The sequence below is a fragment of the Agrobacterium tumefaciens genome (genome assembly GCF_005221385.1).
GTDB classification, from domain to species: Bacteria; Pseudomonadota; Alphaproteobacteria; order Rhizobiales; family Rhizobiaceae; genus Agrobacterium; species Agrobacterium tomkonis.
Genome location: NZ_CP039903.1, coordinates 2,581,781 through 2,607,685 on the forward strand (window position 1 = coordinate 2,581,781; position 25,905 = coordinate 2,607,685).

At 59.2% G+C, this 25,905-nt stretch carries 21 protein-coding genes and 2 riboswitches; of the genes, 7 read left to right on the forward strand and 14 right to left on the reverse strand.

All coding sequences use genetic code 11. The features are described from left to right. The first annotated feature begins 258 nt into the window (after window positions 1-258). The 3 genes from rplS (at window position 259) to CFBP6623_RS12985 (ending at window position 2,551) form a co-directional block, all read left to right on the forward strand. Window positions 259-798 (forward strand): 50S ribosomal protein L19, encoded by a 540-nt coding sequence (gene rplS, locus CFBP6623_RS12975; protein ID WP_046799594.1) that lies wholly within the window; start codon window positions 259-261, stop codon window positions 796-798. 125 nt (window positions 799-923) lie between these two features. After that, complete coding sequence (locus tag CFBP6623_RS12980; protein ID WP_046799595.1) at window positions 924-1,721, forward strand: transporter substrate-binding domain-containing protein; 798 nt, start codon at window positions 924-926, stop codon at window positions 1,719-1,721. Beyond that, window positions 1,718-2,551 (forward strand): amino acid ABC transporter permease, encoded by an 834-nt coding sequence (locus tag CFBP6623_RS12985; protein ID WP_046799596.1) that lies wholly within the window; start codon window positions 1,718-1,720, stop codon window positions 2,549-2,551. Before CFBP6623_RS12980 ends, CFBP6623_RS12985 begins: the two co-directional genes overlap by 4 nt. 47 nt (window positions 2,552-2,598) lie before the next feature. Here CFBP6623_RS12985 and CFBP6623_RS12990 read toward each other — a convergent pair whose 3' ends face one another. Further along, entirely contained in the window at window positions 2,599-3,876 is a 1,278-nt protein-coding gene (locus CFBP6623_RS12990) for an MFS transporter (protein WP_046799597.1), read from the reverse strand. 402 nt (window positions 3,877-4,278) lie between these two features. Between CFBP6623_RS12990 and leuC the strand changes: the two genes are divergently transcribed. Continuing rightward, window positions 4,279-5,688 (forward strand): 3-isopropylmalate dehydratase large subunit, encoded by a 1,410-nt coding sequence (gene leuC / locus CFBP6623_RS13000; protein ID WP_046799598.1) that lies wholly within the window; start codon window positions 4,279-4,281, stop codon window positions 5,686-5,688. A gap of 61 nt (window positions 5,689-5,749) precedes the next feature. Here leuC and CFBP6623_RS13005 read toward each other — a convergent pair whose 3' ends face one another. The 7 genes from CFBP6623_RS13005 to CFBP6623_RS13040 all read right to left on the reverse strand — a co-directional run bounded on the left by CFBP6623_RS13005 (window position 5,750) and on the right by CFBP6623_RS13040 (window position 14,065). Then, window positions 5,750-7,210 (reverse strand): M48 family metalloprotease, encoded by a 1,461-nt coding sequence (locus CFBP6623_RS13005; RefSeq protein WP_046799599.1) that lies wholly within the window; start codon window positions 7,208-7,210, stop codon window positions 5,750-5,752. Window positions 7,211-7,517: 307 nt separating this feature from the next. Next, window positions 7,518-8,234, reverse strand: a complete 717-nt coding sequence (locus CFBP6623_RS13015; protein ID WP_046799600.1) for an ATP-binding cassette domain-containing protein — start codon at window positions 8,232-8,234, stop codon at window positions 7,518-7,520. Next, window positions 8,231-9,871 (reverse strand): thiamine/thiamine pyrophosphate ABC transporter permease ThiP, encoded by a 1,641-nt coding sequence (gene thiP, locus CFBP6623_RS13020; protein WP_046799601.1) that lies wholly within the window; start codon window positions 9,869-9,871, stop codon window positions 8,231-8,233. The genes CFBP6623_RS13015 and thiP overlap by 4 nt, the downstream gene beginning before the upstream one ends. A gap of 19 nt (window positions 9,872-9,890) precedes the next feature. Then, window positions 9,891-10,904, reverse strand: a complete 1,014-nt coding sequence (gene thiB, locus CFBP6623_RS13025; RefSeq protein WP_046799602.1) for a thiamine ABC transporter substrate binding subunit — start codon at window positions 10,902-10,904, stop codon at window positions 9,891-9,893. 37 nt (window positions 10,905-10,941) lie between these two features. Further along, a riboswitch (TPP riboswitch) is annotated at window positions 10,942-11,052 on the reverse strand. 44 nt (window positions 11,053-11,096) lie between these two features. Continuing rightward, window positions 11,097-11,489: a VOC family protein gene (locus CFBP6623_RS13030; RefSeq protein ID WP_046799603.1), complete on the reverse strand. Its 393-nt coding sequence runs from the start codon at window positions 11,487-11,489 to the stop codon at window positions 11,097-11,099. Between the two features lie 91 nt (window positions 11,490-11,580). Further along, window positions 11,581-13,407, reverse strand: coding sequence for an ABC-F family ATP-binding cassette domain-containing protein (locus CFBP6623_RS13035; protein WP_046799604.1), 1,827 nt, complete (start codon window positions 13,405-13,407; stop codon window positions 11,581-11,583). A 4-nt stretch (window positions 13,408-13,411) separates the two neighbouring features. Then, window positions 13,412-14,065, reverse strand: coding sequence for a thiamine diphosphokinase (locus CFBP6623_RS13040; protein WP_046799605.1), 654 nt, complete (start codon window positions 14,063-14,065; stop codon window positions 13,412-13,414). 89 nt (window positions 14,066-14,154) lie between these two features. Next, window positions 14,155-14,231: riboswitch (SAM riboswitch) on the forward strand. Window positions 14,232-14,313: 82 nt separating this feature from the next. Here CFBP6623_RS13040 and metA point away from each other — a divergent pair. Continuing rightward, window positions 14,314-15,240, forward strand: coding sequence for a homoserine O-acetyltransferase MetA (metA, locus tag CFBP6623_RS13045; protein ID WP_046799606.1), 927 nt, complete (start codon window positions 14,314-14,316; stop codon window positions 15,238-15,240). A gap of 74 nt (window positions 15,241-15,314) precedes the next feature. Next, window positions 15,315-16,334 (forward strand): aldose epimerase family protein, encoded by a 1,020-nt coding sequence (locus CFBP6623_RS13050; RefSeq protein ID WP_046799607.1) that lies wholly within the window; start codon window positions 15,315-15,317, stop codon window positions 16,332-16,334. Between the two features lie 14 nt (window positions 16,335-16,348). Here the strand turns inward: CFBP6623_RS13050 and mtgA are convergent, their stop codons facing one another. Then, a complete protein-coding gene (gene mtgA / locus CFBP6623_RS13055) occupies window positions 16,349-17,095 on the reverse strand; it encodes a monofunctional biosynthetic peptidoglycan transglycosylase (protein WP_080841833.1) in 747 nt (248 codons plus the stop codon). Between the two features lie 135 nt (window positions 17,096-17,230). On the opposite strand from mtgA, the gene CFBP6623_RS13060 reads away from it, so the two are divergent. After that, complete coding sequence (locus tag CFBP6623_RS13060) at window positions 17,231-18,145, forward strand: polyprenyl synthetase family protein (protein WP_046799608.1); 915 nt, start codon at window positions 17,231-17,233, stop codon at window positions 18,143-18,145. A 32-nt stretch (window positions 18,146-18,177) separates the two neighbouring features. Here the strand turns inward: CFBP6623_RS13060 and CFBP6623_RS13065 are convergent, their stop codons facing one another. From CFBP6623_RS13065 to pyc, 5 genes are all read right to left on the reverse strand, one after another. Next, window positions 18,178-18,840: an OmpA family protein gene (locus CFBP6623_RS13065; RefSeq protein WP_046799609.1), complete on the reverse strand. Its 663-nt coding sequence runs from the start codon at window positions 18,838-18,840 to the stop codon at window positions 18,178-18,180. Between the two features lie 66 nt (window positions 18,841-18,906). Next, window positions 18,907-20,157 carry a flavodoxin-dependent (E)-4-hydroxy-3-methylbut-2-enyl-diphosphate synthase gene (gene ispG, locus CFBP6623_RS13070; RefSeq protein WP_046799610.1) on the reverse strand — a complete coding sequence of 417 codons (1,251 nt, stop codon included), beginning with the start codon at window positions 20,155-20,157 and terminating at the stop codon, window positions 18,907-18,909. 120 nt (window positions 20,158-20,277) lie between these two features. Beyond that, complete coding sequence (locus tag CFBP6623_RS13075; protein ID WP_046799611.1) at window positions 20,278-21,468, reverse strand: MFS transporter; 1,191 nt, start codon at window positions 21,466-21,468, stop codon at window positions 20,278-20,280. Window positions 21,469-21,481: 13 nt separating this feature from the next. Beyond that, window positions 21,482-22,282 (reverse strand): DeoR/GlpR family DNA-binding transcription regulator, encoded by an 801-nt coding sequence (locus CFBP6623_RS13080; protein WP_046799612.1) that lies wholly within the window; start codon window positions 22,280-22,282, stop codon window positions 21,482-21,484. 128 nt (window positions 22,283-22,410) lie between these two features. Further along, the gene (pyc, locus tag CFBP6623_RS13085; protein WP_080841832.1) at window positions 22,411-25,872 is read right to left on the reverse strand and encodes a pyruvate carboxylase; all 3,462 of its coding nucleotides are present in this window, start codon (window positions 25,870-25,872) and stop codon (window positions 22,411-22,413) included. Window positions 25,873-25,905: the final 33 nt, after the last annotated feature.

Here is a 25,905-nt window from a genome sequence, read left to right on the forward strand (position 1 = left end):
CAAGGTTCTCATGCCATATCCGGCAAGACGCCCCTTCGCAACTGCTGCGAGGCAACGCATAATTGATAAAATTTTGTCATGAAAGGGATGACAAACGGCGCATGCTAGTATATGTGCGCGCTTGGAATTGGGGTTTGCCCCTTTAACCGCAAGCAAAGAATGGCGAACCCGCTCCTGCCGCAAGGCATGGTCTGAAGGCATTGACCGACAGACGAACGTTGAGCGCTCTGGCTGTTTCAGAAGAAATCAGAGGTTAATATGACCAATATCATTCAGCAGCTGGAAGCCGAACAGGCTGCCAAGATCGAAGCAAAGCGTACCCTGCCGGACTTTTCTCCGGGCGACACGCTGCGCGTCAACGTTCGCGTGACGGAAGGTAACCGTACCCGCGTTCAGGCTTACGAAGGCGTTTGCATCGCCCGTTCCGGCGGTGGTCTTTCCGAAAGCTTCACCGTTCGCAAGATCTCCTACGGCGAAGGCGTCGAGCGCGTATTCCCGATCTACTCCCCGCTGGTTGAAGGCGTTGAAATCGTTCGCCGCGGTAAGGTTCGCCGCGCGAAGCTCTACTACCTGCGCGACCGTCGCGGCAAGGCTGCCCGTATCGTTGAAAACACCGGTACGCGCGCCCGCAAGCTGAACGAATCCGAGCGCCAGGCAGCAGCCGAAGAAAAGGCACGTCTGGAAGCCGAAAAGGTAGCAGCAGCGCAGGCTCTCGCCGCCGAGAAGGCAGCAGCCGAAGCCGCAGAAGCCAAGGCAGCGGAAGAAGCAGCAAAGGCTGCAGAAGCCACAGCGGAATAAGATTTCCATTTCAATGGATTTACGGGAAAGGCGGCCTTCGGGCCGCCTTTTTTGTTGTGCCGACGTGACTTGCCCTTGCCCCGGCAAGCGTGCATTTTCAAAAAAAATCGTTTCCGGAGGCTCCCATGATCGCCAGACGTCCGCTTCTCGCCGCCTTTGCCGCCTTGGCCATGGCGCCCACGCTCGCCAGCGCCGCCGATCTGCCGGATCTGAAGGGACGCACCGTCGTCGTCGTCACGGAAAACGCCTATCCGCCGTTGCAGTTCATCGATCCGAAATCCGGCGAGGCCATCGGCTGGGAATATGACGCGATGAAGGAAATCGCCAGGCGGCTGAATTTCAAGCTCGAATACCAGAACATCTCCTGGGATGCGATGATACAGGCGGTTTCCGCCGGGCAATACGACATCGGCATGACCGGCATCAGCATCAAGGACGACCGCAGGCAAAAAGTGGATTTTTCCACCCCCTATATGCGATCGGAAATGTTCATGCTGGTGCGAGCCGACGAGGCCCGCTTCACCGATGCGAAGAGTTTCACCGCCTTCGAAAAAGGCCTTGTCGGTGCACAAGCCGGCACGACACCCTTCTACACCGCCGTTTACGATGTTCTTGATGGCAACGAACAGAATCCGCGCCTGCGGCTGATGGAAACCTTCGGCGCCAGCGTTCAGGCGTTGAAGACCGGCGATGTCGATCTGGTCTTGACCGATGGCGTCGCGGGTAAGGGTTATGTCGATGCTTCGAACGGCACCTTGAAGCTGGTTGGCGGGCCATTGGGCGGAGACGATTTTGGCTTCATCTTCAAGAAGGGCTCGGATCTCGTCGCCCCTGTCAATGCCGCGATTGCAGCCCTGAAGGCAGACGGCACCTTTGCCGCGCTGGATAAGAAGTGGTTCCTCGACTACAAGCTCGGCGAATGACGCTCCACGACACTCCCCCGCGACGGACTGGGCCAAACGGCAAGAGCGAGGATTTTCCGTGGTGGCTGGTCACGATCATTTTGATCGGCATCGCCCTTGCGGTGGTGATCGCAGTGAATGGCATTTACGCTCAGGTTTTCAGCACCGTCGCCAAGGGTATCGGCATCACGGTCTCCGTCACGCTTGCCGCTTTCACGCTGGCGGCACTGTTAGGCCTCGCTCTCGCGCTGGTCGGCATGGCCGACAATATCGTGCTGCGGCAGGTGGCGCGATTTTACATCGAGGTCGTTCGCGGCATCCCGATCATCGTCCTGCTGTTTTACATCGCCTTCGTGGGCACACCGGGGCTGGTAGCACTCTACAATTGGCTGACCTTTCCGCTCGTCACCAATGGCTGGTTGGAGCCGTTGATGGTGCGGGATGTGTCGCTGACCTGGCGGGCGATCATCGCACTGACGATCGGTTATGCCGCCTTCATTGCGGAGATTTTTCGCGCCGGCATACAGGCCGTCCCGGAAGGGCAGATCGAGGCGGCAAAGGCCCTTGGCTTCAGCCGTTACCGGCGTTTCAGGCTGATTATCCTGCCACAGGCGATCCGGACGATCTTTCCGCCGCTTTCGAACGATTTTGTTTCGATGGTGAAAGACAGCTCGCTCGTCTCGGTGCTGGGCGTCACCGATATTACGCAAATGGGAAAAGTTTATGCCGCGGGTTCTTTCCGGTTTTTCGAGACCTATTCGATCGTCGCCTACATCTACCTGATCCTGACCATCGGCCTGTCGCTGATGCTGCGGCGGATCGAAAAGGCGATGCGCTCAAAACGCGGATGAGTGAACGCGACAGCCGGCAGAACCGGCTGTCGTATTGACAAAGGAAATCATGCCGTCTTGGCCTGATCACCCATTTTACGCGCGGCGATGATGACCAGCACACCCGCAAGCGCCAGGCAGAAGGCGAGGAAGAACATCGGCGCAATCGTGCTGCCGGTCTGATCCTTGATCCACGGCACCACATTCTGCGCCACGAAGCCACCGAGATTACCGACGGAATTGATGGCGGCAATGCCCGCGGCCGCACCTGCACCCTTGAGGAAGCGGCCGGGCAGGCTCCAGAACACCGGCTGGCCGGCAAAGATACCCGCAGCGGCGATGCAGAGGAAGCTGAACTGCAGGACCGGATCGCTCAGCAGCGCCGACATCAGCAGGCAGAACGCGCCAACGAAAGCCGGGCCGACGATGTAGGGCGTCTTGTTCTTCGCCTTGTCGGCAGCGTTAGGCACAACGAACAGGGCAATAGCCACGATCACCCACGGGATGATGTTGATGAAACCATTGGCGGTGTTGGAAACGCCGAAGCTCTTCACGATCGTCGGCAGCCAGTAGCTGAGACCATAGGCGGCCAGCGGAAAACCAACATAGCAAAGCGCCATGAACAGCACGCGCGGATTGATCAGCGCCTTGAAGCCATCCTCCGCATGCTCTTCCATGCCCTTGTTTTCTTCAGCCAGCCGGTTCTTCAGCCAGTCCTTTTCATCCTGCGTCAGGAACTTCGCCTTTTCCGGCGTATCATCCAGATAAAAGAAGGTGGCGATACCGGCGATGACGGCAGGAATACCGGTTGCCAGGAACACCCATTCCCAGCCGGCGTAACCGAGGAAACCATCCAGATCGAGCAGCATGCCGCCAAGCGGCGCACCAATCGCATTGGCAAGCGCGCTGAAAATCATGAACAGGCCAATCATGCGGCCGCGATAATCACGCGGGAACCACAGCGTCATCAGGAACAGCACACCGGGGAAGAAACCAGCCTCGCAGAGCCCGAGCAGGAAGCGCAGGATGTAGAACATCGTGGCGTTCTGCGTATAGGCAAGCGCGATGGTGACCGCACCCCAGGAAACCAGAATGCGGGCGAACCATTTGCTGGCGCCGAAACGGTTGAGGAACAGATTGCTCGGCACTTCGAAGATGAAGTAACCGATGAAGAACAGCGAGGCGCCAAGCCCGTAGGCATATTCGCTGAGGCTCAGCGCATCGACCATCTGCAGCTTGGCATAGCTGACATTCTGGCGGTCGATATAGGCGATGAGGTAGAGAAGGCCAAGAAACGGCATCAGCCGCCAGGTGATCTTCGAGATGAGGGCTTTTTCGGATACCATATGCTTTCCTCCCTTCGATTTCTCGTCGAATGCAAATGATAAGGGAACCCATCTATATGTGCAGCGCAAAATACGCAAGTTGCACTGCATCATAACCATTGGAACGCGTTATGAGACCGGCATTTACTGTTGACGCAGCGCATATGAACGACACCCTGACGGCCAGTAAGCATTCATATTGCCGTAAAACTGCCGATCTGCTATGAAAGTTGCCATGGGATCTAAATTCGGATGTCTCGCTCAGAATGTTTATGTGCTGCAGGACCACAAGCGTCTGCCGGCACGTTTCTTTGCGCGCGTTTCCGGGGCGCTCACCAGCCGACTTAGGCTCGCCTGACAGCACCTGCTGTCCATCGCCTTACTGAACCCTGATTACCCTTTTCCATGACAAGGCATAGAGCCATGAGCGCACCCCGCACTTTGTATGATAAAATCTGGGACGACCACGTCGTCAATCGTGACCCGGACGGAACCTGTCTTCTCTATATCGACCGTCACCTGGTCCATGAGGTGACGAGTCCGCAGGCCTTCGAAGGCCTGCGCATCGCCGGCCGCCCGGTGCATTCGCCGGCCCGCACGCTCGCCGTGGTCGATCACAATGTCCCGACCACCGCTGACCGGCTGGAAGGCATCAAGAATGAGGAAAGCCGCATTCAGGTGGAAGCGCTTGCGCAGAACGCCAAGGATTTCGGTGTCGAATATTATTCCGAACGCGACAAGCGCCAGGGCATCGTCCACATCGTCGGGCCGGAACAGGGTTTTACCCTGCCGGGCATGACGATCGTCTGCGGCGACAGCCACACCTCCACCCACGGCGCTTTTGGCGCGCTGGCGCATGGTATCGGCACATCGGAAGTGGAACATGTTCTGGCCACTCAGACACTGATCCAGAAAAAGGCCAAGAACATGCTGGTGCGTGTCGATGGCAAGGTTCCGGAGGGCGTGACCGCCAAGGATATCATCCTCGCGATCATCGGTGAGATCGGCACGGCCGGAGGCACCGGCCACGTGATCGAATTTGCCGGCGAGGCGATCCGATCGCTTTCTATGGAAGGCCGCATGACGGTTTGCAACATGACTATCGAGGGCGGTGCCCGCGCCGGTCTGGTCGCACCGGACGAGACCACCTTCGACTACATCAAGGACAAGCCGCGCGCGCCGAAGGGCGAAACGCTGGAACAGGCCATTGCCTACTGGAAGACGCTGAAATCCGACGAAGGCGCCCATTATGACAAGGTCGTGGTGCTGGACGCCGCCAATCTGCCGCCCATCGTCTCCTGGGGCTCATCACCGGAAGACGTGACTTCGGTCGAAGGCGTCGTTCCCAATCCTGATGATATCGAGGAAGAAAACAAGCGCACGTCCAAGTGGCGCGCGCTGGAGTATATGGGCCTGCAACCCGGTACCCGCATCACTGATATCGCCGTTGATCGCGTCTTCATCGGCTCCTGCACCAATGGCCGCATCGAGGATTTGCGTGCGGCGGCGAAAATCGTCGATGGCCGCAAGGTAGCCCCCACCGTCTCGGCCATGATCGTGCCCGGCTCCGGTCTGGTCAAGGAACAGGCGGAACAGGAAGGCCTGGACAAGATTTTCCTCGACGCCGGTTTCGAATGGCGTGAACCGGGCTGCTCCATGTGCCTTGCCATGAATGACGACCGTCTGAAGCCCGGCGAACGCTGTGCCTCCACCTCGAACCGCAATTTCGAGGGCCGTCAGGGTTACAAGAGCCGCACCCATCTCGTTTCCCCGGCAATGGCGGCGGCGGCGGCAATCGCCGGTCACTTCGTCGACGTGCGCGAATGGCAATAATTGCCGCAAAATGACTTAAACAACAAAACCCCGGAGTGATCCGGGGTTTTTCTTTGAGACCTCATTCCGAAATGATCTTCACCCGCTGGCCGGGCTGAAGCGTGGCGGTGGCGCTCATCGCATTGATCATGCGGAACATATCGAGCTTGCGCTCGGTTCCCATCATTCGCGCCGCGATCGTTGCCACGGTTTCGCCGGACTTCACCGTCACCACACGCACGCGCAGCGGCTTCAGCGATGCGATTTCCTGCGGGGTCATTTTACGGAAACTCGTGCGCAGCACGTTGGCGATGGAATCAAGCTGCGCATTACCCTTCGGCACCGCCGTCAGGAACCGGAATATCTGCTGGCCAACACGAATGACGGTTACGTCGAAATCCCATTTATCCGCGCTTGCCCGGGCTGTCGCGGCCTCCAGACCGTTGATCTGCGTCTCCTTGACGGTTTCCGGCAGCAGACCGGCAACCCAGCCGCTGGTCAGGTAATTGGCAAGGGTGGTCTGTTTCGGATCGGCAACACCATCAAAACGGATGGCCATATCGCCCGGTCCGGTCGCCAGAACGGCCTCCACCTTATTATCGATGACAAAACCTTCCGGCACGTCAAAACGGATGCCAAGCGTTCCGTGCAGGAACGTCTGCCCGCGGACGTAACCTTCCTGTGGGCTGTCGCCGTAAAGCAGGCCGTCTATGCCATCCAGGAACCAGTCGCGTCCACGATCCCCGACCTGACCGTCCTGGCCGAAGGCGCGGGCATGGCGGCGCGCAAGCTCGATGCGCTGCGGCGTGTTGGGGTGGCTGGAAAGGAAGTCGAGGCTCTGGTCGTTTTCAGGATCGGCCGAAGAGAAGCGCGCATAGGCCGCCATGGAATCCAAAAAGCGCGGCGAGGCAAAGGGGTCGTAACCGGCCTCGCCCAGCATCCGCACACCGATGACATCCGCCTGCAATTCCTGCTGGCGCGAAAAGGCCGCGAGCCGCAGCTTGCCGCGCGCAAGCGCCTGCTTGCCGGCGAGATCGCTCGACAGCACTTCGGCAACCACGCGGCTGGCAATCACCTCCGCCTCTTCCCGGCGCTGGCGTTCGATGCCGTGATTGGCGGTGACATGGCCCATCTCATGCGAAAGCACGGCGGCGACTTCCGAAGCATCGTTGGCAAGCGCCAGAAGCCCGCGTGTCACGTAAAGATATCCGCCCGGCAGCGCAAAGGCATTGATGGCCGGCGAGTTGAGGATAGTGATACGGTAAGACTGTTGCGGATTTTCCGAAACGGCCGTCAGAGCGCCGGCAATACGGGCGACAAGCCGTTCCGTCTTGGCGTCACGATATTCACCGCCATAGCTCGCCACGATGCGCGGATGTTCGCGCGCACCCATCTGGGCGCGGGGATCATTCTTCTGCACCTCTTCCACGGTTTGCGGATTATCCGACGGGCGCAGGGTGGACTGGTAAGCCGGGCTGAAGAGAGACTGGCATGACGACAGGAACACGGCGGACGCCGTCAGCACGGAACAGGCGGCAGCCATCCTGCCCGAACGGCGAAGGCCTGAACGGGAGAAGAGCCTCCACTGTGCAGTCATGCTATTTCTCATTCTCTATGCCTGCCCCTAACGTTCCTGATCATCCGTTAATTGCAGACCAGAATAACAGATTCGCCCCAACGAGCCATGAATGCCGATACGGTAAAAACGATCCATCAAGTCCGGAATATTCCTGAAGAACGCAATAATTCCCGTCTTTTCTCGGGCAACAACTTGAAACTGGCAAGTGCAAATTAGCGCCATTGAAGTCATCTAAAGCGATTGCCAGCGGCACGCGTCGAAAATAAGGCGATCAGCCGTTCAGAAAACTGTCCACCGCCTTCACATTTTGTGTGGCGAAGAAATCTGCGGTCGGGCCTGTGTAGACAACGCGGCCGCGATCAAGAAAAACCACCCGCTGCGCCAGCTTCTTTATGTCGTCCGGATGGTGTGAGACAATAATCACCGTATTTTTTGTTTCCGCATGCAAGTCGAGGAGCAGGGAGGTCATGCCTGCGCGTAGTCCCGGATCGAGCGCGGCAAAGGGCTCATCCAGCAGCATGACCGGTTTTTTCCTCACCAGCGCACGCGCCAGAGCCGCCCTTTGTCTTTCCCCGCCGGAAAGCGTGCCTGGCAGGCGCTTGTCAAAACCAGCAAGACCAACGCGCGCCAGCGCCACCCCGATGCTTTTCCGATCTTCCGCCTGCAATTTCAGCCCCGGACTGACGCCGAGCGCGACATTGGTGAAAATATCGAGATGGGCGAAAAGATTATTGTCCTGAAAGATCGACGACACCGGCCTTTCGGAAGGGTCGAGCGCCGTCATGTCCCGCCGGCCTATCACCACGCGACCGGCATCCGGCGCCTCAAAACCGGCGACCAGATTAAGGAGTGTCGACTTGCCGGAACCGGATGCGCCGACAACTGCGGTCACCTGGCCCTGAGGAAAGCCGCAATCCAGATCGAAATCCTGCGTTCCAAGCCGCAGCCTGACGTTGTCCAGCTGAACCGCGAAATCATCGCCAGTCATATGCTCGCCCTTCCCGCCCCCGCCTCTGCCGATTGCGATTGCCGCGAAACGCCGCCTGCGGCAAGCAGCAGGCAGACGACACCGAGGATAAACGCGTATCCGGCGGCGTCATTGGTGCGGTAGCTGCCCATATTGCTATAAACGAGCCATGGCAAGGTGACGAAACTTTCCGAACCGAAAAGGGCAACCGCCCCGAGATCGCCGAGGGACAGGGCCATGGCGAAGGAAAACGCCATCGCCAGCGGCCGCCACAAAACCGGCAGATCCGCAAATCTCAGCCGCGCCATCCCCTGCAACCCGAGGCTGGCGGAGAGCCGGCCGGTGCGCAGAAAATGGCTGTTAAAGGCCGGCTCCAACACCCGCATGGCAAGCGGCAGCGCCATCAGCATATTGATGATCGCCACGAGAACCGGCGCATAAATGCTGACATCACCGAGGGGCCGTAACAATAGAAACCATCCGCTTCCGAGCACAACAGGCGGCACCAGCAGCACAAGCGAAGACCCCGCGCCGATCGTGGCGGATAGAAAGCGCAACGGCTGAACCGCCTGCCGCCGTGAACCAACGGCCTGACGTGCACCGATAATCGCAAAACAGCAGAGCACGACGAGAGTTGCGGAGAGCGCAGCAATGGCAAGGCTGGTGAAAGCCGCGCGCAGGAAGATCGGCGTGATAAGCAGACGCGGCAGGTCGGCCTTCAACCCCGAGACGGTTATCGCGACGAGCGGCAGGCCGATCAGCAGAACCACAAGATTGATTGCCGCCCCATCCCAAAGACGTGCACCAACCCCTTTGCCATCGAAGCGGCGAAGGGGCCGCCCAAGCGAGGCGATTTCCGCTTCCGGCGATGGCAGAAAGGCAAGAAGGCCGAGCAGGATTGCGGTAAGGACAATCTGTAAAACTGAAAGCGCAATCGCCCGCTGCGGATCGAAATCGAACCGCAGCGCCTGATAGATCGCCACCTCCAGCGTCGTGGCCGCCGGGCCGCCGCCGAGCAGCAGCACCAGCGTGAAGCTGGTGGCGCACAGCATGAAGACAAGTCCGGCAATGCCGGGAACAAGCCGCGAAATCGCCGGCCATTCGATGAAGCGAAACGTCGAAACCGGCCCCATGCCGAGGCTTGCCGCCATGCGCCAATATTCGCCCGGAATGCGTTCCAGCCCGGCCAGCATCAGCCGCACGCACAGCGGCAGATTGAAGAACACGTGGGCGACAAGAATCCCGGAAAGGCCGTAAATGCTGAAGGGTTGCTCCGCGCCGGCAAAAGCGAGAGCCGTATTCAAAACGCCCTGCCTGCCCCATATGGCGATGATGCCGAAGGCGCCGACGATCACCGGCAAACCCATCGGCACCGCCATCAGCCGGATGATCCATATACGCCCCGGAAAGTCGCGTCGCCGCGCGAGCGCCAACGCCACCGGCAGGCCGAGAACAATGGACAAGAAGGTGGAAAGTGTTGCCTGATAAAGCGTGAAGCGAAGGATACGCAGCGTATAGGCATCCATGATGCTGGCAGCGGATGCGCCGGCATCAAAAGACAGGAGGGCCGCAACGGCGAGCGCCATGAACAGGAAAACGGCGGTAAAGGCCGCCGTCCCGAAAACAACGGATCGCCGGTAATCGCGACGCAGCATCATGGGTAGGTGTGCCTTTTCCTCAATTCATGCTCATGGCGGCAAGCCATTCGTCGACCCAGGCTTTGCGGTTCTTCGCCACCTCTTCCGGGTCCATAAGGAAGGTCTTCTGCGGCACGACGAGTTTGGAAAACGCCTCGGGCAAAGGCTTCGATGTCGCCGCAACCGGCATCATCCAGTTGTTTTCGGGGATCGCATCCTGAAAGCCTGATGTGAGCGTGAAAGCAAGGAACTGCTTTGCCAATTCCTTGTGCGGCGCGTTTTTGAGAAGGCCGGACACTTCGATCTGGATGTAATGTCCTTCGGAAAAAGCCGCGGCCTGATAACGGTCCGTCTTCTCGGCGACCATGTGATAGGCGGGCGATGTGGTGTAGGAAAGCACCATCGGCACCTCACCCTTGGTGAAGAGACCGTAGGATTCCGACCAGCCCGGTGTGACAGTCAGGATGCGTTTCCTGAGCTTCGCCCATGCTTCCGGAGCCTTGTCCCCATATACCGATTTCACCCAGAGAAGTAGCCCAAGCCCCGGCGTGGAGGTGCGCGGGTCCTGAATGGCGATCTTCTGTGAAGGATCGCCGTCCACCAGTTCCTTCAGACTCGTCGGCGGGTTTTTTACCGTCTGCGTGTCATAGACGACCGCGAAATGCCCATAATCATAGGGGACGAAGACATCGTCCTCATAGCCGCCCGGCACCTTGGCCGCCGACGTATCGATGCCGCTGACATCGAAAAGGCCGGTCTGTTTCGCTTCTGCGACGAGGTTGGTGTCGAGACCGATGACAACATCCGCCTTGGACCCAGCCCCTTCAAGTTTCAGGCGGTTGAGCAGCGCCACACCATCCGCCACGCCGACGAAATTGACCGTGCAACCACAAACCTTCTCGAAGGCTTCCTTGACCTTCGGACCGGGTCCCCATTCGGACACGAAGCTCTCATAGGTGTAGACAGTCAGCTCCTGCTTGTCCTGCGCGACGGCAAGGCCGGGCAGAAACACGGAGGCGGCGACGAGGGAATTCAGGAAAAGACGACGGCGCACGGGTATCTCCTCAAAACAAAAAGGGAAATAGCCGCCTGCCTTAAAGCCGTCTAATCCCTCCGCCGGTATGAACCGGATCAGGTTCTTCGGGTTGGCAAGCCTCTCAGCCTTTTGCACGCAAGCACAAAAGACACCCCGTTAGATCAAGATGATGGTGTAGTCCCGCCGTCTGCGATTGGCAAGACAGTGCCGTCAGCCCTGCGCCGTCATATGCACCAGTTCCCAGACGTGACCATCCGGATCCTGAAAACTGCCGGCATACATGAAGCCGTGATCCTGAACGGGTTTCCAGCCGCTGCCACCGGAGGCAAGCGCAGTTGCGATCATCCGGTCGATTTCCTCGCGGCTTCCGGCGGAAAGACAGGTCAGCACTTCGGTGCTACTCTTCGCATCGGCGATATCGCCATTGATGAAATCGCGAAAACGCTCTTCCTGGAGCAGCATCACGAAGATGTTCTCCTCCACGATCATGCAGAGCGTGCGATCGTCGGAATATTCCGGATTGAAGCTGAAACCCAGCGCCGTGAAGAAGTCTCTCGATGTCTCGATATTCTTGACGGGCAGATTGACGAAGATCATGCGCATTTTCTGAATTCCTCCGAACCCGCACAGGAAACGGCAATTCCGCCTCCCTGTCAAAGGCGGATGCCGTTCAATCAGTAAAAGACGATCCCCTTCAGCCTTCCAGTTCCTCGCGCAGCATCTCCAGCTCCAGCCATTCTTCTTCCATGGTTTCGAGCTTTTCACGCAGCTTGGTCATTTCCTGCGCCAGCGTATTGAATGTGGCTGGATCCTTGGTGAAAAGCGCGGGATCGGCCATGCGCTGCTCGCGTTTTGCGATCTCACCCTGGGCTTTTTCCATCTCCTTCGGCAGATTTTCGAGTGCGAATTTCTGCTTGAACGAAAGCTTGCCCTTGGCCTTTGCAGGATCTTGCGAAGCGGAAGTCGAAGGTGCGGCCTTCGCCTTTTCCTGTTTCTCCGCCTTGCGTTTTTCATCTGCCGCGCCCTTGCGCTGCGCCATCATATCAGAATAACCGCCGGCATATTCGATCCAGCGTCCGTCCGGCTGATCCGGATTGGCGGGTGCGATGGTGGAGGTGACGGTACGGTCAAGAAAATCACGGTCGTGGCTGACGAGGATAACCGTGCCGGAAAAGCCCGCAACGATTTCCTGCAACAGATCAAGCGTTTCGATATCGAGATCGTTGGTCGGCTCGTCGAGGATCAGGAGGTTGGTCGGCCGTGCCAGAATGCGCGCCAGAATAAGACGGGCACGCTCGCCGCCAGAGAGGTTGCGGATCGGCGTGCGGGCCTGTTCCGGCTGGAACAGGAAATCCTTCATGTAACCCGTAACGTGCTTCACTTCGCCATTGACCAGCAGATTGTCGCCGCGGCCGTCAGTCAGGTAATGCGCGAGCGTATCGTTGGGATTGAGATCCTCACGCTTTTGGTCGAGCGTCGCGATTTCCAGATTGGTGCCAAGTTTCACCGTGCCGCTATCGGGCTCAAGCTGGCCGGTCAGCATTTTCAAAAGTGTGGTTTTGCCGGCGCCGTTCGGCCCGACGAAACCGATACAATCACCACGATGCACCCTGAGCGAAAACGGCGCGACGATCACGCGCTCATCGTAAGCCTTGGTGATGGCCTCGGCCTCGATGACCAGCTTGCCGGATTCCCGCACGTCCGAAGCCGTCGCCTGCACGGAGCCCTGCGGCCCCTTGTGGCCGCGATATTCGGCGCGCATGGCCTGAAGTTCGCCGACGCGGCGCATGTTGCGCTTGCGTCTCGCGGTCACGCCATAACGCATCCAGTGTTCTTCGCGCTCAATGGCCTTGCCGAGCTTGTGCTGCTCCAGCTCTTCCTCCTCCAGCACCTTGTCACGCCATTCCTCGAAATGGGCAAAGCCGCGATTGAGACGGCGGGACTGGCCGCGATCGAGCCACACGGTCGAGGTCGAGACTTTTTCGAGAAAACGCCGGTCGTGCGAAATCAGCACCAGCGCGCTGCGCGTCTGCTGCAACTCGCTTTCAAGCCATTCAATGGTGGGCAGGTCCAGATGGTTGGTTGGCTCGTCCAGCATCAGAATATCAGGCTCCGGCGCCATGACGCGGGCAAGGGCCACACGCCGCGCTTCACCGCCGGAAAGGCTTGCCGGATTTTCCTGTCCCGTCAGGCCGAGATGTTCGAGCAGGTACGTCACCCGATAAGGGTCGTCACCCGGCCCAAGCCCCGCTTCGGCATAGGCCTGAACGGTATCGTAACCGGCAAAATCCGGTGCCTGCTCCAGATAACGGATGGTAGCGGAAGGGTGGCGGAAAACCTCGCCCGACTGTGCCTCGACCAGCCCGGCCGCAATCTTCATCAGGGTCGATTTGCCGGAACCATTGCGCCCGACAAGGCAGATGCGGTCGCCCGGCTCCACCTGAAAATTGGCGCCGTCGAGCAGCGGGGTCACGCCGAAAGTCAGCTTGATATCGTCGAGTTTCAAAATTGGGGGTGCCAAGGCGTCAGGCTCCGGTCAGATCATAAGGGCGGGCGAGGACGATGGCTTTGCCGCTTTTCAGCGAGAAATGCACAGGGCCGCCATTCGCGACATTGGAAATAGTGCGGGAAGAACCGAAAGCAAGCGCGAAATCGTCAAGCGGATAACGCACATTGCCGATATCAAGGCCCGCAAGGGCGGTAAATCCGGCCACCGAAAACAGCGAACCGGCCGGCAGATCGACATCAAGCGAACCGGGAAGCAGTGGCTGCGCCTCCTCGTCTCCTGACGTCAGTGTCACGTCGAGACCCCGTTCGGCAAGCGCCACCGCATAAAGAAGATGTTGCAGCGCATGGTCGCTTCTCTCGCCTCCAAGCGCACCCACCAGCAGCAGCGAAGACGCGCCACGGGAGAGTGCTTCCGAGACCGCAATCTCGCCATCCGTCACGGCCTTTGCGGCCGGGTAAGGCTGCCGCTCCACATCTGGCCAGGCGCCCAGCAGCTCTTCGCTGGCGGAATCGAAATCCCCCACCCAAAGCTCCGGCGCAAGACCGAGTGGTCCGGCATGGCGCATGCCGCCATCGGCCGCGATCACGCGGCTATCGGCAACCGCCAGCTTCAGGCGGTCGGTCACCGTGACATCGCCGCCAAGCAGAATGGTGAAACGCTCTTTATCCATGCCTTGCCTTATCTCACCTCAGCCAAAAAGGGAAAGCCGAAACCCGATGAAATCAGCCTATATTGATTTTCGCCGGCTTCGGGATTATGAAACGCTTCAGTGGTGATTTGCCGACCGGCTTGCAGCCACTTTAAAGAAGTCGCTAAAGGGTCGAGGAAAAAGGCAATTTCCTGGGACCGGCTGCGATTTCGCTGCCGGTTTTTTTGTTTTCGCAACGTTCTTTACGTCATCCGAAAAGAGAGTTCGACATGCCGATCAAGATTCCCGATACGCTTCCCGCCTTTGAGACCCTCGTTCATGAGGGCGTGCGGGTCATGACCGAAACGGCGGCCATCCGGCAGGATATCCGCCCGCTCCAGATCGGGCTTCTCAACCTCATGCCGAACAAGATCAAGACGGAAGTGCAGATGGCCCGCCTCGTCGGCGCCTCGCCGTTGCAGGTGGAGTTTTCGCTGATCCGTATCGGCGGCCACCGCGCCAAGAACACGCCTGAAGAACATCTTCTGTCCTTCTATGAGACGTGGGAAGAAGTGCGCCACCGCAAGTTCGACGGTTTCATCATCACCGGCGCGCCCATCGAGATGCTGGACTATGAAGATGTGACCTACTGGAACGAGATGCAGAAAATTTTTGAATGGACGCAAACCAACGTCCATTCGACGCTGAATGTCTGCTGGGGCGCGATGGCGGCCATCTACCATTTCCACGGGGTGCCGAAATACGAGCTGAAGGAAAAGGCGTTCGGTGTTTATCGTCACCGCAATCTCTGCCCGTCATCGATCTATCTGAGCGGCTTTTCGGACGATTTCCAGGTTCCAGTATCACGCTGGACGGAAGTGCGCCGCGCCGACATCGAAAAACACCCCGAACTTGAAATCCTGATGGAGTCAGAGGAAATGGGCGTGTGTCTGGTGCATGAGAAGGCCGGCAACCGGCTCTACATGTTCAACCATGTCGAATATGATTCAACCTCGCTTTCGGATGAATATTTCCGCGACGCGAATGCCGGTGTGCCCATCAAGCTGCCACATGATTATTTTCCGCATAACGACCCGGAACTAGCTCCGCTGAACCGCTGGCGCAGCCATGCCCATCTGTTTTTCGGCAACTGGATCAACGAGATATACCAGACGACGCCTTACGATCTCGAATCCATCGGCAAACTCGCCGCGTAAATTGCCGATTGCGAATTGCCGGGAAATGACGCAACGTCCGCCCGGCAATTCATGGCAATCGGGAGAATGATGCAATGAGCGACGGGGCAGCACGGGAGAATTTCGGTTTCACGGCAACCGGCGAAAAGGTCGAACGCGTCACCATCTCGAAGGGCGGATTGACGGCCAAGGTCATTACCTGGGGCGCAGTCATTCAGGATCTGCGCCTCGATGGTCACCAGCCGCCGCTCGTTCTGGGCTTCGATAAATTCGAGGACTACAAATATTCCTCCTATTTCGGCGCCACCCCTGGCCGCAATGCCAACCGCATCGGTGACGGCAAATTCTCCATCGACGGGCATGAATACCAGCTGGAGCTGAACGAAAAGGGCGTAACCCATCTGCATGGCGGCAGCGACGGCATGGGCAAACGCAACTGGATGCTGATGGAGCATGGCGAAAGCCATGCCGTTCTGCAGATCATCGATCCCGACGGCCGCGCCGGTTATCCCGGCAACTGCACGGTCACCGCCACCTATACGATCCTCGACGGCGGCGTGCTTTCGGTGGTCTATGAAACGGTGACCGACAAGCCGACCATCGCCAATGTCTGCCAGCACTCCTATTTCAACCTCGACGGTGCGGATACCGCTCTTGGGCATGAGATCAGCATCGCCGCTGATTTTTACCTGCCGACCAATGACAAACAGATACCAACAGGCGAAATCCGCTCCGTTGAAGGCACCATCTTTGACCTGCGCCAGCCGACGCCGATGCGGCGCAAGGAGGATGGCGAGCAGGTTCTCTACGATCACAATTTCTGCCTCTCGCCCGAGCGCCGCGCAAAACGCAAGGTTGCCCGCGCCTATTCCCCGGCCTCGGATATCGCCCTTGAGGTTCACACCACCGAACCCGGTGTGCAGTTCTATTCGGCCTTCAAGCTGAACGTTGCGGTCCCCGGCCTCGATGGCCGCCACTATGGTCCCTTTGCCGGTTTCTGCCTGGAAACGCAGATTTGGCCTGATGCCGTCAATCACCCTGATTTTCCGCACGCGATCCTGCGGCCGGGCGAAACCCTGCGTCAGGAAACAGATTATATTTTCAAGAAAGGCTGAGCGGATGGGCTGGATCAGTCCAGCACGCAGCCGACATAAGCACCCGAGGCCCGGGCGCGCCGCTCGATAAGGCCAGCCAGCCTTTGCAGACCACGACCCGGTTTGCTGGCGACCCGGTCAATGGGGTTGGGCAGGGAAACGGCAAGCAGTGCTGCCTGACGGGAACTGAGCTTTGCCGCCGGTACCTTGAAATGATGCTGCGCAGCGGCCTCGATGCCGTAAATGCCCGGCCCCCATTCGGCAACGTTGAGATAAATTTCCATCATCCGTTTTTTGGACCAGACGAAATCCGCCGCAATCGCCAGCGGCAGTTCCAGTCCTTTACGCAGGAAAGAACGGCCGTTCCATAAAAACAAGTTCTTGGCCGTCTGCATCGGAATGGTGCTTGCGCCGCGGGTGGAGGCCCCATCGAGCGCATTGCTGACCACGGATTGCATCTGATTCCAGTCCACGCCGCCGTGGAAACAGAATTGCCCGTCTTCCGACATCATCACGGATTGCACAAGGCGCGGAGAAATATCCTCAAGCGGCACCCAGCGCCGGTCATAGCCCTGCAGGGTAACCAGATCGGCAAGCATCAGCGTCGAGACCGGCCGGAAGAACGGCAGTGCATAGACCGGGATCAGCAGATAGGGCAGGATCAGCAAAGCCAGCAAGGTCATGATAATGCGCTTTGCCAACGTGCGAAAATCCACCTTCGGACTGCTCCGGTCTTCCGCCAGCACGGCGTAATCTGCGTCGCTTTCAGGCGTACTGCTCAATATCCGTCTCAGCCCCGCGCCAATCGAAGCCTTTCATAGTCCATTGCCGCCTTCAAGGCGAGTCTGGTCAAACAGTTACGCCCGGGAATCACGAAAAGGTTGCCTGGCCCCGCGCGGCATGTCAAAGAGCGCGGCATGGACGCTCAGATAACGAATTTCGAAACGAGGCTGCGCGAAAACGCGGCAAAAACCGAAGCCTTGCTTGGCCGCCTGCTTTCCGGTGAAGCACGCGCAGACGAGATCACGCGTCCGCAAAACCTGCTCGACGCCATGCGCCATGGCGTGCTGAACGGCGGCAAACGCCTGCGGCCCTTCCTCGTCATCGAAAGCGCAGCCCTTCTGGGCGGAGACGCCGAAGCTGCCCATTATGTCGGCGCGGCGCTGGAATGCCTGCATTGTTATTCGCTTGTGCATGACGACCTGCCGGCCATGGATGATGATGACCTGCGTCGCGGCCAGCCGACGGTGCACCGCAAATTCGACGAGGCGACCGCCATTCTCGCCGGCGACAGCCTGTTGACGCTCGCCTTCGATATTATCGCCGCGGACGAAAACCCGCTTGCGGCCGAGCGCAAGGCCGCGCTCGTGCTTTCGCTTGCCCGCGCAGCCGGCATCGGCGGCATGGCCGGCGGACAGGCGTTTGATCTTGCTGCGGAAAAAAAGGCGCCGGATGAAGCCGGCATCATTACATTGCAGGCTATGAAAACCGGCGCTTTGCTGCGTTTCGCCTGTGAGGCTGGCGCGATCATTTCCGGAAGCGACGTCTCCGAACGGCAAAGGCTACGCCTCTTCGGCGAAAAAATCGGCCTCGCCTTCCAGCTCGCCGATGATCTTCTCGATCTCACTGCCGATGCCGCCACCATGGGCAAGGCAACCGGCAAGGATGCCGCACGCGGCAAGGGAACATTGGTCGCCTTGCGCGGCGAAGACTGGGCGCGCGCCAAGCTGCAGGAACAGGTAACGGAAGCCAGTGACCTCCTGGCCCCCTATGGCGAAAAGGCCGCAATTCTCATCGCGGCCGCAAGGTTCATTGCCGAACGGAAAAGCTGAGCCGGTTTCCCCGCTCAGCTCCCTATGCCCAATCAGCCCTTGAGAGGCGAAATCAGCACTTCAACGCGACGGTTCTGAGCGCGACCGTCAGGTGTTGCATTCGATGCGATCGGCTGCGAAGCACCGAAACCAAGCGTCGAAATACGGCGCTGATCGACGCCGCGCGCACCGAGATAATTGGCAACCGAAGCGGCACGACGCTCCGAGAGGCCCTGATTGTAATCGGCGCGGCCGGTAGAATCGGTGTGACCGTTGATGTCGATCAGCGTGCGGTTGAACTTGTTCAGCACGATTCCAACGGAATCAAGCGTTTGATAGAAGGGCGGGATGACTTGGTCCTGATCCGTCGCAAAGGTGATGTTCGACGGCATGTTGAGGACGATGCTGTCGCCGCGGCGGGAAACCGAAACGCCCGTACCCTGAAGCTGGGCGCGAAGCTCAGCTTCCTGACCATCCATATAATTGCCGATGGCGCCGCCGGCGAGTGCACCGATGCCCGCACCGATGAGCGCGGCATTACGGCGACCGGTCGGCGAACCGCCGACAGCCAGACCACCGAGCGCGCCAACCACGGCGCCGATGCCGGCACCACCAGCGGTGTTCGACATCTTCTGCTCGCCCGTATAGGGATCGGTGGTGGTGCAGGCGGAAAGATAGGTCCCGCAAAGGGCGACGATCGCGATTTTTTTGATCATGTGTTTTGATGCTCCGAGAGGTTCAGGAGGTATGACAGTGGAATTTCGAGCCTTTGAGGATACTCATTACTCCGCCGCGTCTTTCCGGCCGAAACGCTTTTCGATGTAATCGGCCACAAGCGCTTCGAAATCACCGGCAATGTTGGGACCACGCAGGGTGAGCGCCTTTTCCCCGTCGATGAAGACCGGCGCTGCCGGGCTTTCGCCGGTTCCGGGCAGGGAAATGCCGATATCGGCATGTTTGCTTTCACCGGGACCATTGACGATGCAGCCCATGACGGCGACGTTCAATGCCTCGACGCCGGGATATTTTTCACGCCAGACCGGCATGTTCTTGCGAATATCGTTCTGGATATTCTGAGCAAGTTCCTGAAAGACGGTGGACGTGGTGCGCCCGCAGCCGGGACATGCCGCAACGACCGGAATGAATTGCCGGAAGCCCATGACCTGCAGCAATTCCTGCGCCACCTGCACCTCGCGGGTGCGGTCGCCATTCGGCTCCGGCGTCAGCGACACGCGGATCGTATCGCCGATGCCGTGCTGCAAGACGTAACCCATGGCGGCAGACGAGGCGACGATGCCCTTGGAACCCATGCCGGCTTCGGTCAAGCCCAGATGCAGGGCGTGGTTGGAGCGCTCCGACAACATGGAATAAACGGCGATCAGGTCCTGCACCTGGCTGACCTTGGCCGACAGGATGATGCGGTTGCGCGGCAGGCCGATCTCTTCGGCAAGCTCGGCGGAAATCAGCGCCGACTGGACGATGGCCTCACGCGTGACCTGACGGGCGGAGAGCGGAAAACCCTCTTCCTTGTTACGGTCCATCAGCGTGGTCAGCAATTCCTGATCGAGCGACCCCCAGTTGACGCCGATGCGGACGGGCTTGTCATAACGGATCGCCATTTCGACGATTTCGCCGAACTGCTTGTCCTTCTTGTCCTTGAAACCGACATTGCCGGGATTGATGCGGTATTTCGCCAGCGCCTCGGCGCAGGCCGGATGATCGGCCAGAAGCTTGTGACCGATATAATGGAAATCGCCGATCAGCGGCACATCCATGCCGAGACGCAGCAGCCGCTCGCGGATTTTCGGCACGGCGGCAGCGCTCTCGTCGCGGTCAACGGTAATACGCACCATTTCCGAACCGGCCTGGAAAAGTGCCGCCACTTGGCTGACGGTGGCGTCGATATCCGCGGTATCGGTATTGGTCATCGACTGCACGACGACGGGCGCACCGCCACCGACGATGACGCCGCCCACGTCGACGGCGACGGATGCGCGGCGGGGCTTTGGATCGTAATCGGCGTGTGACGTCATGGCGGTCTCTGGAGCTTGCGGCAAGGTCTGGCAATTGAGGTGAAACAAGGGGGCCTGCTTGTCAACACCCAACGCATAAGAGCTTCTACTTTACCGCAATCATGGCAAAATTCGAGACGCCTATTCTTTCCCAGCTCCATCCGCATGTCGGGCGAGCCGCGAAAGCAGCAAAACTACCACATGCAACAAAGGCAGCGCGAGGAAGACACTGGCGAGGCCCGTATGTTCGGCAATGAAACCGATGGCGGACGGCGCCACCAGAATGCCGGAGTACCCCATGGTGGTGACGACGGAAAGCCCGATTCCCGGCGCCAGCCCCGGCATGTTGCCCGCCGCCGAAAAGGCGATGGGCACCATGTTGGAAATGCCGATGCCGGCAATGGCGAAGCCGATAATCACGAAAGTGGAGCTTCCCGCAAGACCGGCAATCAAAAGACCGGTGATCGACATGACCGAGCAGAACCGCAGGGTGTTGACCGCACCGAACCGGTCACGCACCAGATCGCCGGCAAAACGCATGGCCGCCATGGTCATGGAGAAAGCCGCAAAGGCAAAACCGGACTGCGAGACGGAAGCCCCCAGTTCATTGCGCAGATAAAGCGCACCCCAATCGAGGATGGCACCCTCCGGCACCATAGAAAACAGAGCCATCAGGCCGATGATCCACGGCAGCGGCGTCAGCGGCAAGCCGCCTTTCGGACGTTCAGCCTCGGCATGCGGACGATCCGCGAGAACCCGCGGCCAGGCAATAACCAGCAAAACAAGCGCGATGACGGTCAACGCAATGGCATGGCCCTGTACACCGATTGCCGTGATGAGATAACCGCCAAGACCGGCCCCGATCAGGCCGCCAAGGCTCCAGAAGGCGTGGCAGGACGACATGATCGCCCGGCGCATGTCCCGCTCCACTGCCACGGCATTGGCGTTCATGGCGACATCCATCGCCCCCGTGAGACCGCCAAACAGGAAGACTGCGATCACACCCGCCCAGATCGTGCTGGCCCAGGAGATGAAAAGCAGTGTCGGCAAGAAGATCGCCGCAGTGACGAGGCTCACCGTACGCGAACCGAAACGGGCGATCTGCGAACCGGCAATCGGCATGAAAACCAGCGAACCGATACCGAAAACCAGAATGATCAGGCCAAGCGCGCTTTCACTGAGCGACAGGCGCGCCGCAAATTCCGGAATCTTGGGCGCCCAGGACCCCATCATGAAACCGTTCATCAAAAACAGCAGGGAGACACCCAGCCTGTGCCGCGTCAGATAGGATGAGCGAATGCCTGTCGGCGAAAATGTCGTGGGGCCATTCATCGGCAATATTCCTTCAGACTTGACCATGAGAAAACTGAGCGACGTCATCGTCGCCGCAATGAACCTGCACGCCTTTTCCCGACAGCGCCTCCACCAGTGCGGGGTCGGCATCCCGTTCCAGCACAAGGGAAAGAGGTGGGGAAAAATCATGCACGTGAAAAGCTGCCCTGTGGCCAAGCTTTTCCGTGGTGATTGCGGCGACAATCCGCTGGCTGGCGCTGCAGGCGAGCCGCTTGAACACCGCATCCTCGAAAACATCGGCCGAAAGGCCCGTCTCGGCCGCAACGCCGCAGACACCGAGAATACAGAGATCGGGCCGCATCAGTTCAAGCTGCCTGAGCGCCATGGCGTCGATTGCAGCGCCGACAGCCGGATCGACCTTGCCGCCGATCAGCACAAGATCGATATCGGCCCGCCCCGTCAGTTCGGCGGCTATCGCGGGCGTATTCGTCACCACCGTCAACTTGAGACCGGCGGGAATGGCTCTTGCGACAGCGAGGTTAGTGGAGCCGGCATCGATGAAAACGACCATGCCCGGATCGAGAAGCGGGATGACAGCACGCGCCAGCAGGGCCTTGCGATCGGCATCTTCGGCAATTCGCGTCTTCAGCGGCACCGTCGTACTATCAGAGAGCAGCGCTCCACCATAAACCCGCAGGCATTCGCCCCGCGCCGCCATCTCGCGCAGGTCGCGGCGCACCGTATCTTCGGAAACACCGAAGTTCTGGGCAAGATCCTGCGCAAGCACGCGGCCGCTTTGCCGCAACTGCGCTAGGATGAGCGCCTGCCGCTCACTGACAAAATGATCGCTCATGGGGACTCATGCATAAACAGGAATAAACGTGCACGAACATGCATATTCGAGTTTCTGCCGAAGCGCAACAGAAAACGCCCGCCGAAGGGGCGGGCGTCTGCAATCTTATTGCCGATGTAAATACGCCTTTATTCGGCGTAGGAGATCAACAGATCCTTCGCGTCGATCTGGTCGCCAGGACGCACCAGAACTTCAGCGACCTTGCCGTCCCGTTCGGCGTGAAGTGCGGTTTCCATCTTCATGGCCTCAATGGACAGGAGCACGTCGCCGGCCTTGACCTCCTGGCCCTGATTGATGAAGACGCGGCTGATCACGCCCGGCATCGGCGCGCCGATATGCAACACATTGCCAGGCTCGGCCTTGCGGCGCACGGCGGAACCGGAAGCGCCATGGGCGCGGTCCGGCACCTTTATGCGGCGGGGCTGACCGTTGATCTCGAAGAACACCGTCACCATGCCCTTGTCGTCAATGCCGGACGAGGCCTGATTGACGATGACAAGCGTCTTGCCGCGCTCGATATCGGCAAACAGCTCTTCACCATCCTCCATGCCGTAGAAATAGGCATGGGTGGGCAGCACGGAAACCGGGCCGTATGTCTCGGCTGTCAGCGCAAAGTCGGTGAATACCTTCGGATACATCAGATAAGACGCGAATTCGAAATCATCGACCTTACGCTCCAGCTTGGTTTCAATGACCTTGCGCTCCGCATCGAGATCGGCATCTTCCAGCAACGAACCGGGGCGAACCGTATAGGGGGCTTCGCCTTTCAGCGCCTTTTTCTGCAGGGCTGCCGGCCAGCCGCCCGGCGACTGTCCAAGATCGCCCTTCAGCATCGACACCACCGAGTCCGGGAAAGACACTTCACGATCAGGGTTTTCGACATCGGCAACAGTCAGATCCTGGCTGACCATCATCAGCGCCATGTCACCAACAACCTTGGAGGACGGCGTCACCTTGACGATATCACCGAACATCCGGTTGGCGTCGGCATAGGCCTGCGCCACCTCGTGCCAGCGGCTCTCAAGACCCAGCGAACGAGCCTGCTCCTTGAGGTTGGTGAACTGGCCACCCGGCATCTCATGCAGATAGACTTCCGAGGCCGGTCCCTTCAGATCGCTTTCGAAAGCCGCATACTGGTTGCGCACGGCCTCCCAATAGAAGGAAATCCGGCGGATCCATTCGGTATCGAGACCCGTATCACGCTCCGACCCCGCCAGCGCCTCCACAATCGAGCCGAGGCATGGCTGCGACGTATTGCCGGAGAAGGCATCCATTGCGGCATCGACGGCGTCGACACCGGCATCCACAGCCGCAAGAACGGTCGCGGCGGAAATACCCGACGTATCATGGGTGTGGAAGTGGATTGGCAGACCGGTCGCCTCACGCAGCGCCTTGAACAGCACCCTGGCGGCAGCCGGTTTCAGCAGGCCTGCCATATCCTTGACGGCGATGATATGCGCGCCAGCCTTTTCAAGCTCGGCGGCAAGGTTGGTATAATATTTGAGATCGTATTTCGGACGCGCCGAATTCAACAGATCGCCGGTATAGCAGATGGTCGCCTCGCAGAGCTTGTTCTCCTCGGCAATCGCATCCATCGATACGCGCATATTCTCCACCCAGTTCAGGCAGTCGAAGACGCGGAAAAGATCGACCCCGCCCCTTGCGGCCTGACGGACGAAATATTTGACGACATTATCAGGATAATTCTTGTATCCGACGCCGTTTGCGCCGCGCAGAAGCATCTGCAGCAGCAGGTTCGGCGCACCTTCGCGGATAAGCGCCAGACGCTCCCACGGGTCTTCGGTCAGGAAGCGCATGGAAACGTCAAACGTCGCACCACCCCAGCATTCCAGCGACAGAAGCTGCGGCAGCGCCTTGGCGTAAACGCTGGCAACGTGGGCAATGTCATGGGTGCGAACACGGGTAGCCAGAAGCGACTGGTGCCCGTCGCGCATGGTCGTATCGGTGACCAGCGCGCGCTTTTCATTGCGCATCCAGTCCGCAAAACCCTTCGGGCCGAGCTTGTCCAGCAGCTGCTTGGTACCGTCGGGCGTCGGCGCATCGATATAGGGCACGATGGGCTTTGCCGCCTTTTCGGACGGCCTGGCGCGACCCTTGGTTTCCGGGTGGCCGTTGACGGTCACGTCGGCGAGATAGGTCAGAAGCTTGGTGGCGCGGTCCTGCCGCTTGACCTGCGCAAACAGTTCCGGCGTCGAATCGATGAAGCGGGTCGTATAGGTGTTGTTACGGAAGCTGTCGTGACCGATGATGGCTTCGAGGAAGGTGAGGTTGGTCGCCACGCCACGGATACGGAACTCGCGCAGCGCACGGTCCATGCGGCTGATCGCCTCGTCCGGCTGCGGCGCCCACGCGGTGACCTTCACCAGCAGTGGATCATAATAACGGGTGATGACAGCGCCCGTATATGACGTGCCGCCATCCAGACGAATACCGAAGCCCGAAGCGGAGCGGTAGGCGGTGATGCGGCCGTAATCCGGAATGAAGTTGTGTTCCGGGTCTTCCGTGGTGATGCGGCACTGCAGCGCATGGCCGTTGAGGCGGATATCCTCCTGTTTCGGAACGCCGGACTCCGCCGTGCCGATCGCAGCCCCTTCCAAAATGTGAATCTGCGCCTTGACGATATCGATGCCGGTCACGACTTCGGTGACGGTATGCTCCACCTGAATGCGCGGATTGACCTCGATGAAGTAGAATTTGCCGGTATCGGCATCCATCAGATATTCGACCGTACCGGCACCGATATAATTGGTCGCGGCTGCGATCTTCAGGGAGTAGGCCGCCAGTTCCTGACGCTGCGCTTCGCTGAGATAAGGTGCCGGCGCACGCTCGACTACCTTTTGATTGCGACGCTGGATCGAACAATCGCGCTCGAACAGATGCACGACGTTCCCATGCGTGTCGCCGAGAACCTGGCTCTCGACGTGGCGGGCGCGCTCTACCAGCTTTTCGAGATAGACCTCGTCCTTGCCGAAAGCGGCCTTCGCCTCGCGCTTGGCCTCGGTGACCTCGCGGGCGAGATCCTCCTTTTTGCGGATGGCGCGCATACCGCGTCCGCCGCCGCCCCAGGAGGCCTTCAGCATAACGGGATAGCCGATCTCCTCGGCCATGCGCTCCACTTCCGATATATCGTCCGGCAGCGGATCGGTGGCGGGAACGACGGGCACATCAACCGAAATCGCCAGATTGCGGGCAGCCACCTTGTTGCCGAGCTGGCGCATCGTATCAGCAGTCGGTCCAATGAAGGTTATGCCGGCCTTGTTGCAGGCCTCCACGAATTCAGGACTTTCGGATAGAAGGCCATAACCGGGATGGATAGCATCCGCTCCAGAAAGCCTGGCCACGCGGATGACCTCCTCGATCGAAAGATAACTCTCGATCGGCCCCATATCCTTGGCGAGATGTGGCCCCCTGCCGACCTGATAGGATTCATCCGCCTTGAAGCGGTGCAAAGACAGCTTGTCTTCTTCCGCCCAAATCGCAACGGTTTTTATCCCAAGCTCGTTGGCTGCCCGGAAAACGCGGATCGCTATTTCGGATCGGTTGGCAACAAGTATTTTCGATATTTTCAAGACGGTCTCCCCACACGCCAAAACAAAATTTCT

Coding starts and splice junctions, on each gene's coding strand:
- rplS (WP_046799594.1), top strand. CDS start 259: ATGACCAATATCATTCAGCAGCTGGAAGCCGAACAGGCTGCCAAGATC.
- CFBP6623_RS12980 (WP_046799595.1), top strand. CDS start 924: ATGATCGCCAGACGTCCGCTTCTCGCCGCCTTTGCCGCCTTGGCCATG.
- CFBP6623_RS12985 (WP_046799596.1), top strand. CDS start 1,718: ATGACGCTCCACGACACTCCCCCGCGACGGACTGGGCCAAACGGCAAG.
- CFBP6623_RS12990 (WP_046799597.1), bottom strand. CDS start 3,876: ATGGTATCCGAAAAAGCCCTCATCTCGAAGATCACCTGGCGGCTGATG.
- leuC (WP_046799598.1), top strand. CDS start 4,279: ATGAGCGCACCCCGCACTTTGTATGATAAAATCTGGGACGACCACGTC.
- CFBP6623_RS13005 (WP_046799599.1), bottom strand. CDS start 7,210: ATGGCTGCCGCCTGTTCCGTGCTGACGGCGTCCGCCGTGTTCCTGTCG.
- CFBP6623_RS13015 (WP_046799600.1), bottom strand. CDS start 8,234: ATGACTGGCGATGATTTCGCGGTTCAGCTGGACAACGTCAGGCTGCGG.
- thiP (WP_046799601.1), bottom strand. CDS start 9,871: ATGATGCTGCGTCGCGATTACCGGCGATCCGTTGTTTTCGGGACGGCG.
- CFBP6623_RS13030 (WP_046799603.1), bottom strand. CDS start 11,489: ATGCGCATGATCTTCGTCAATCTGCCCGTCAAGAATATCGAGACATCG.
- CFBP6623_RS13040 (WP_046799605.1), bottom strand. CDS start 14,065: ATGGATAAAGAGCGTTTCACCATTCTGCTTGGCGGCGATGTCACGGTG.
- metA (WP_046799606.1), top strand. CDS start 14,314: ATGCCGATCAAGATTCCCGATACGCTTCCCGCCTTTGAGACCCTCGTT.
- CFBP6623_RS13050 (WP_046799607.1), top strand. CDS start 15,315: ATGAGCGACGGGGCAGCACGGGAGAATTTCGGTTTCACGGCAACCGGC.
- CFBP6623_RS13060 (WP_046799608.1), top strand. CDS start 17,231: ATGGACGCTCAGATAACGAATTTCGAAACGAGGCTGCGCGAAAACGCG.
- CFBP6623_RS13065 (WP_046799609.1), bottom strand. CDS start 18,840: ATGATCAAAAAAATCGCGATCGTCGCCCTTTGCGGGACCTATCTTTCC.
- ispG (WP_046799610.1), bottom strand. CDS start 20,157: ATGACGTCACACGCCGATTACGATCCAAAGCCCCGCCGCGCATCCGTC.
- CFBP6623_RS13075 (WP_046799611.1), bottom strand. CDS start 21,468: ATGAATGGCCCCACGACATTTTCGCCGACAGGCATTCGCTCATCCTAT.
- CFBP6623_RS13080 (WP_046799612.1), bottom strand. CDS start 22,282: ATGAGCGATCATTTTGTCAGTGAGCGGCAGGCGCTCATCCTAGCGCAG.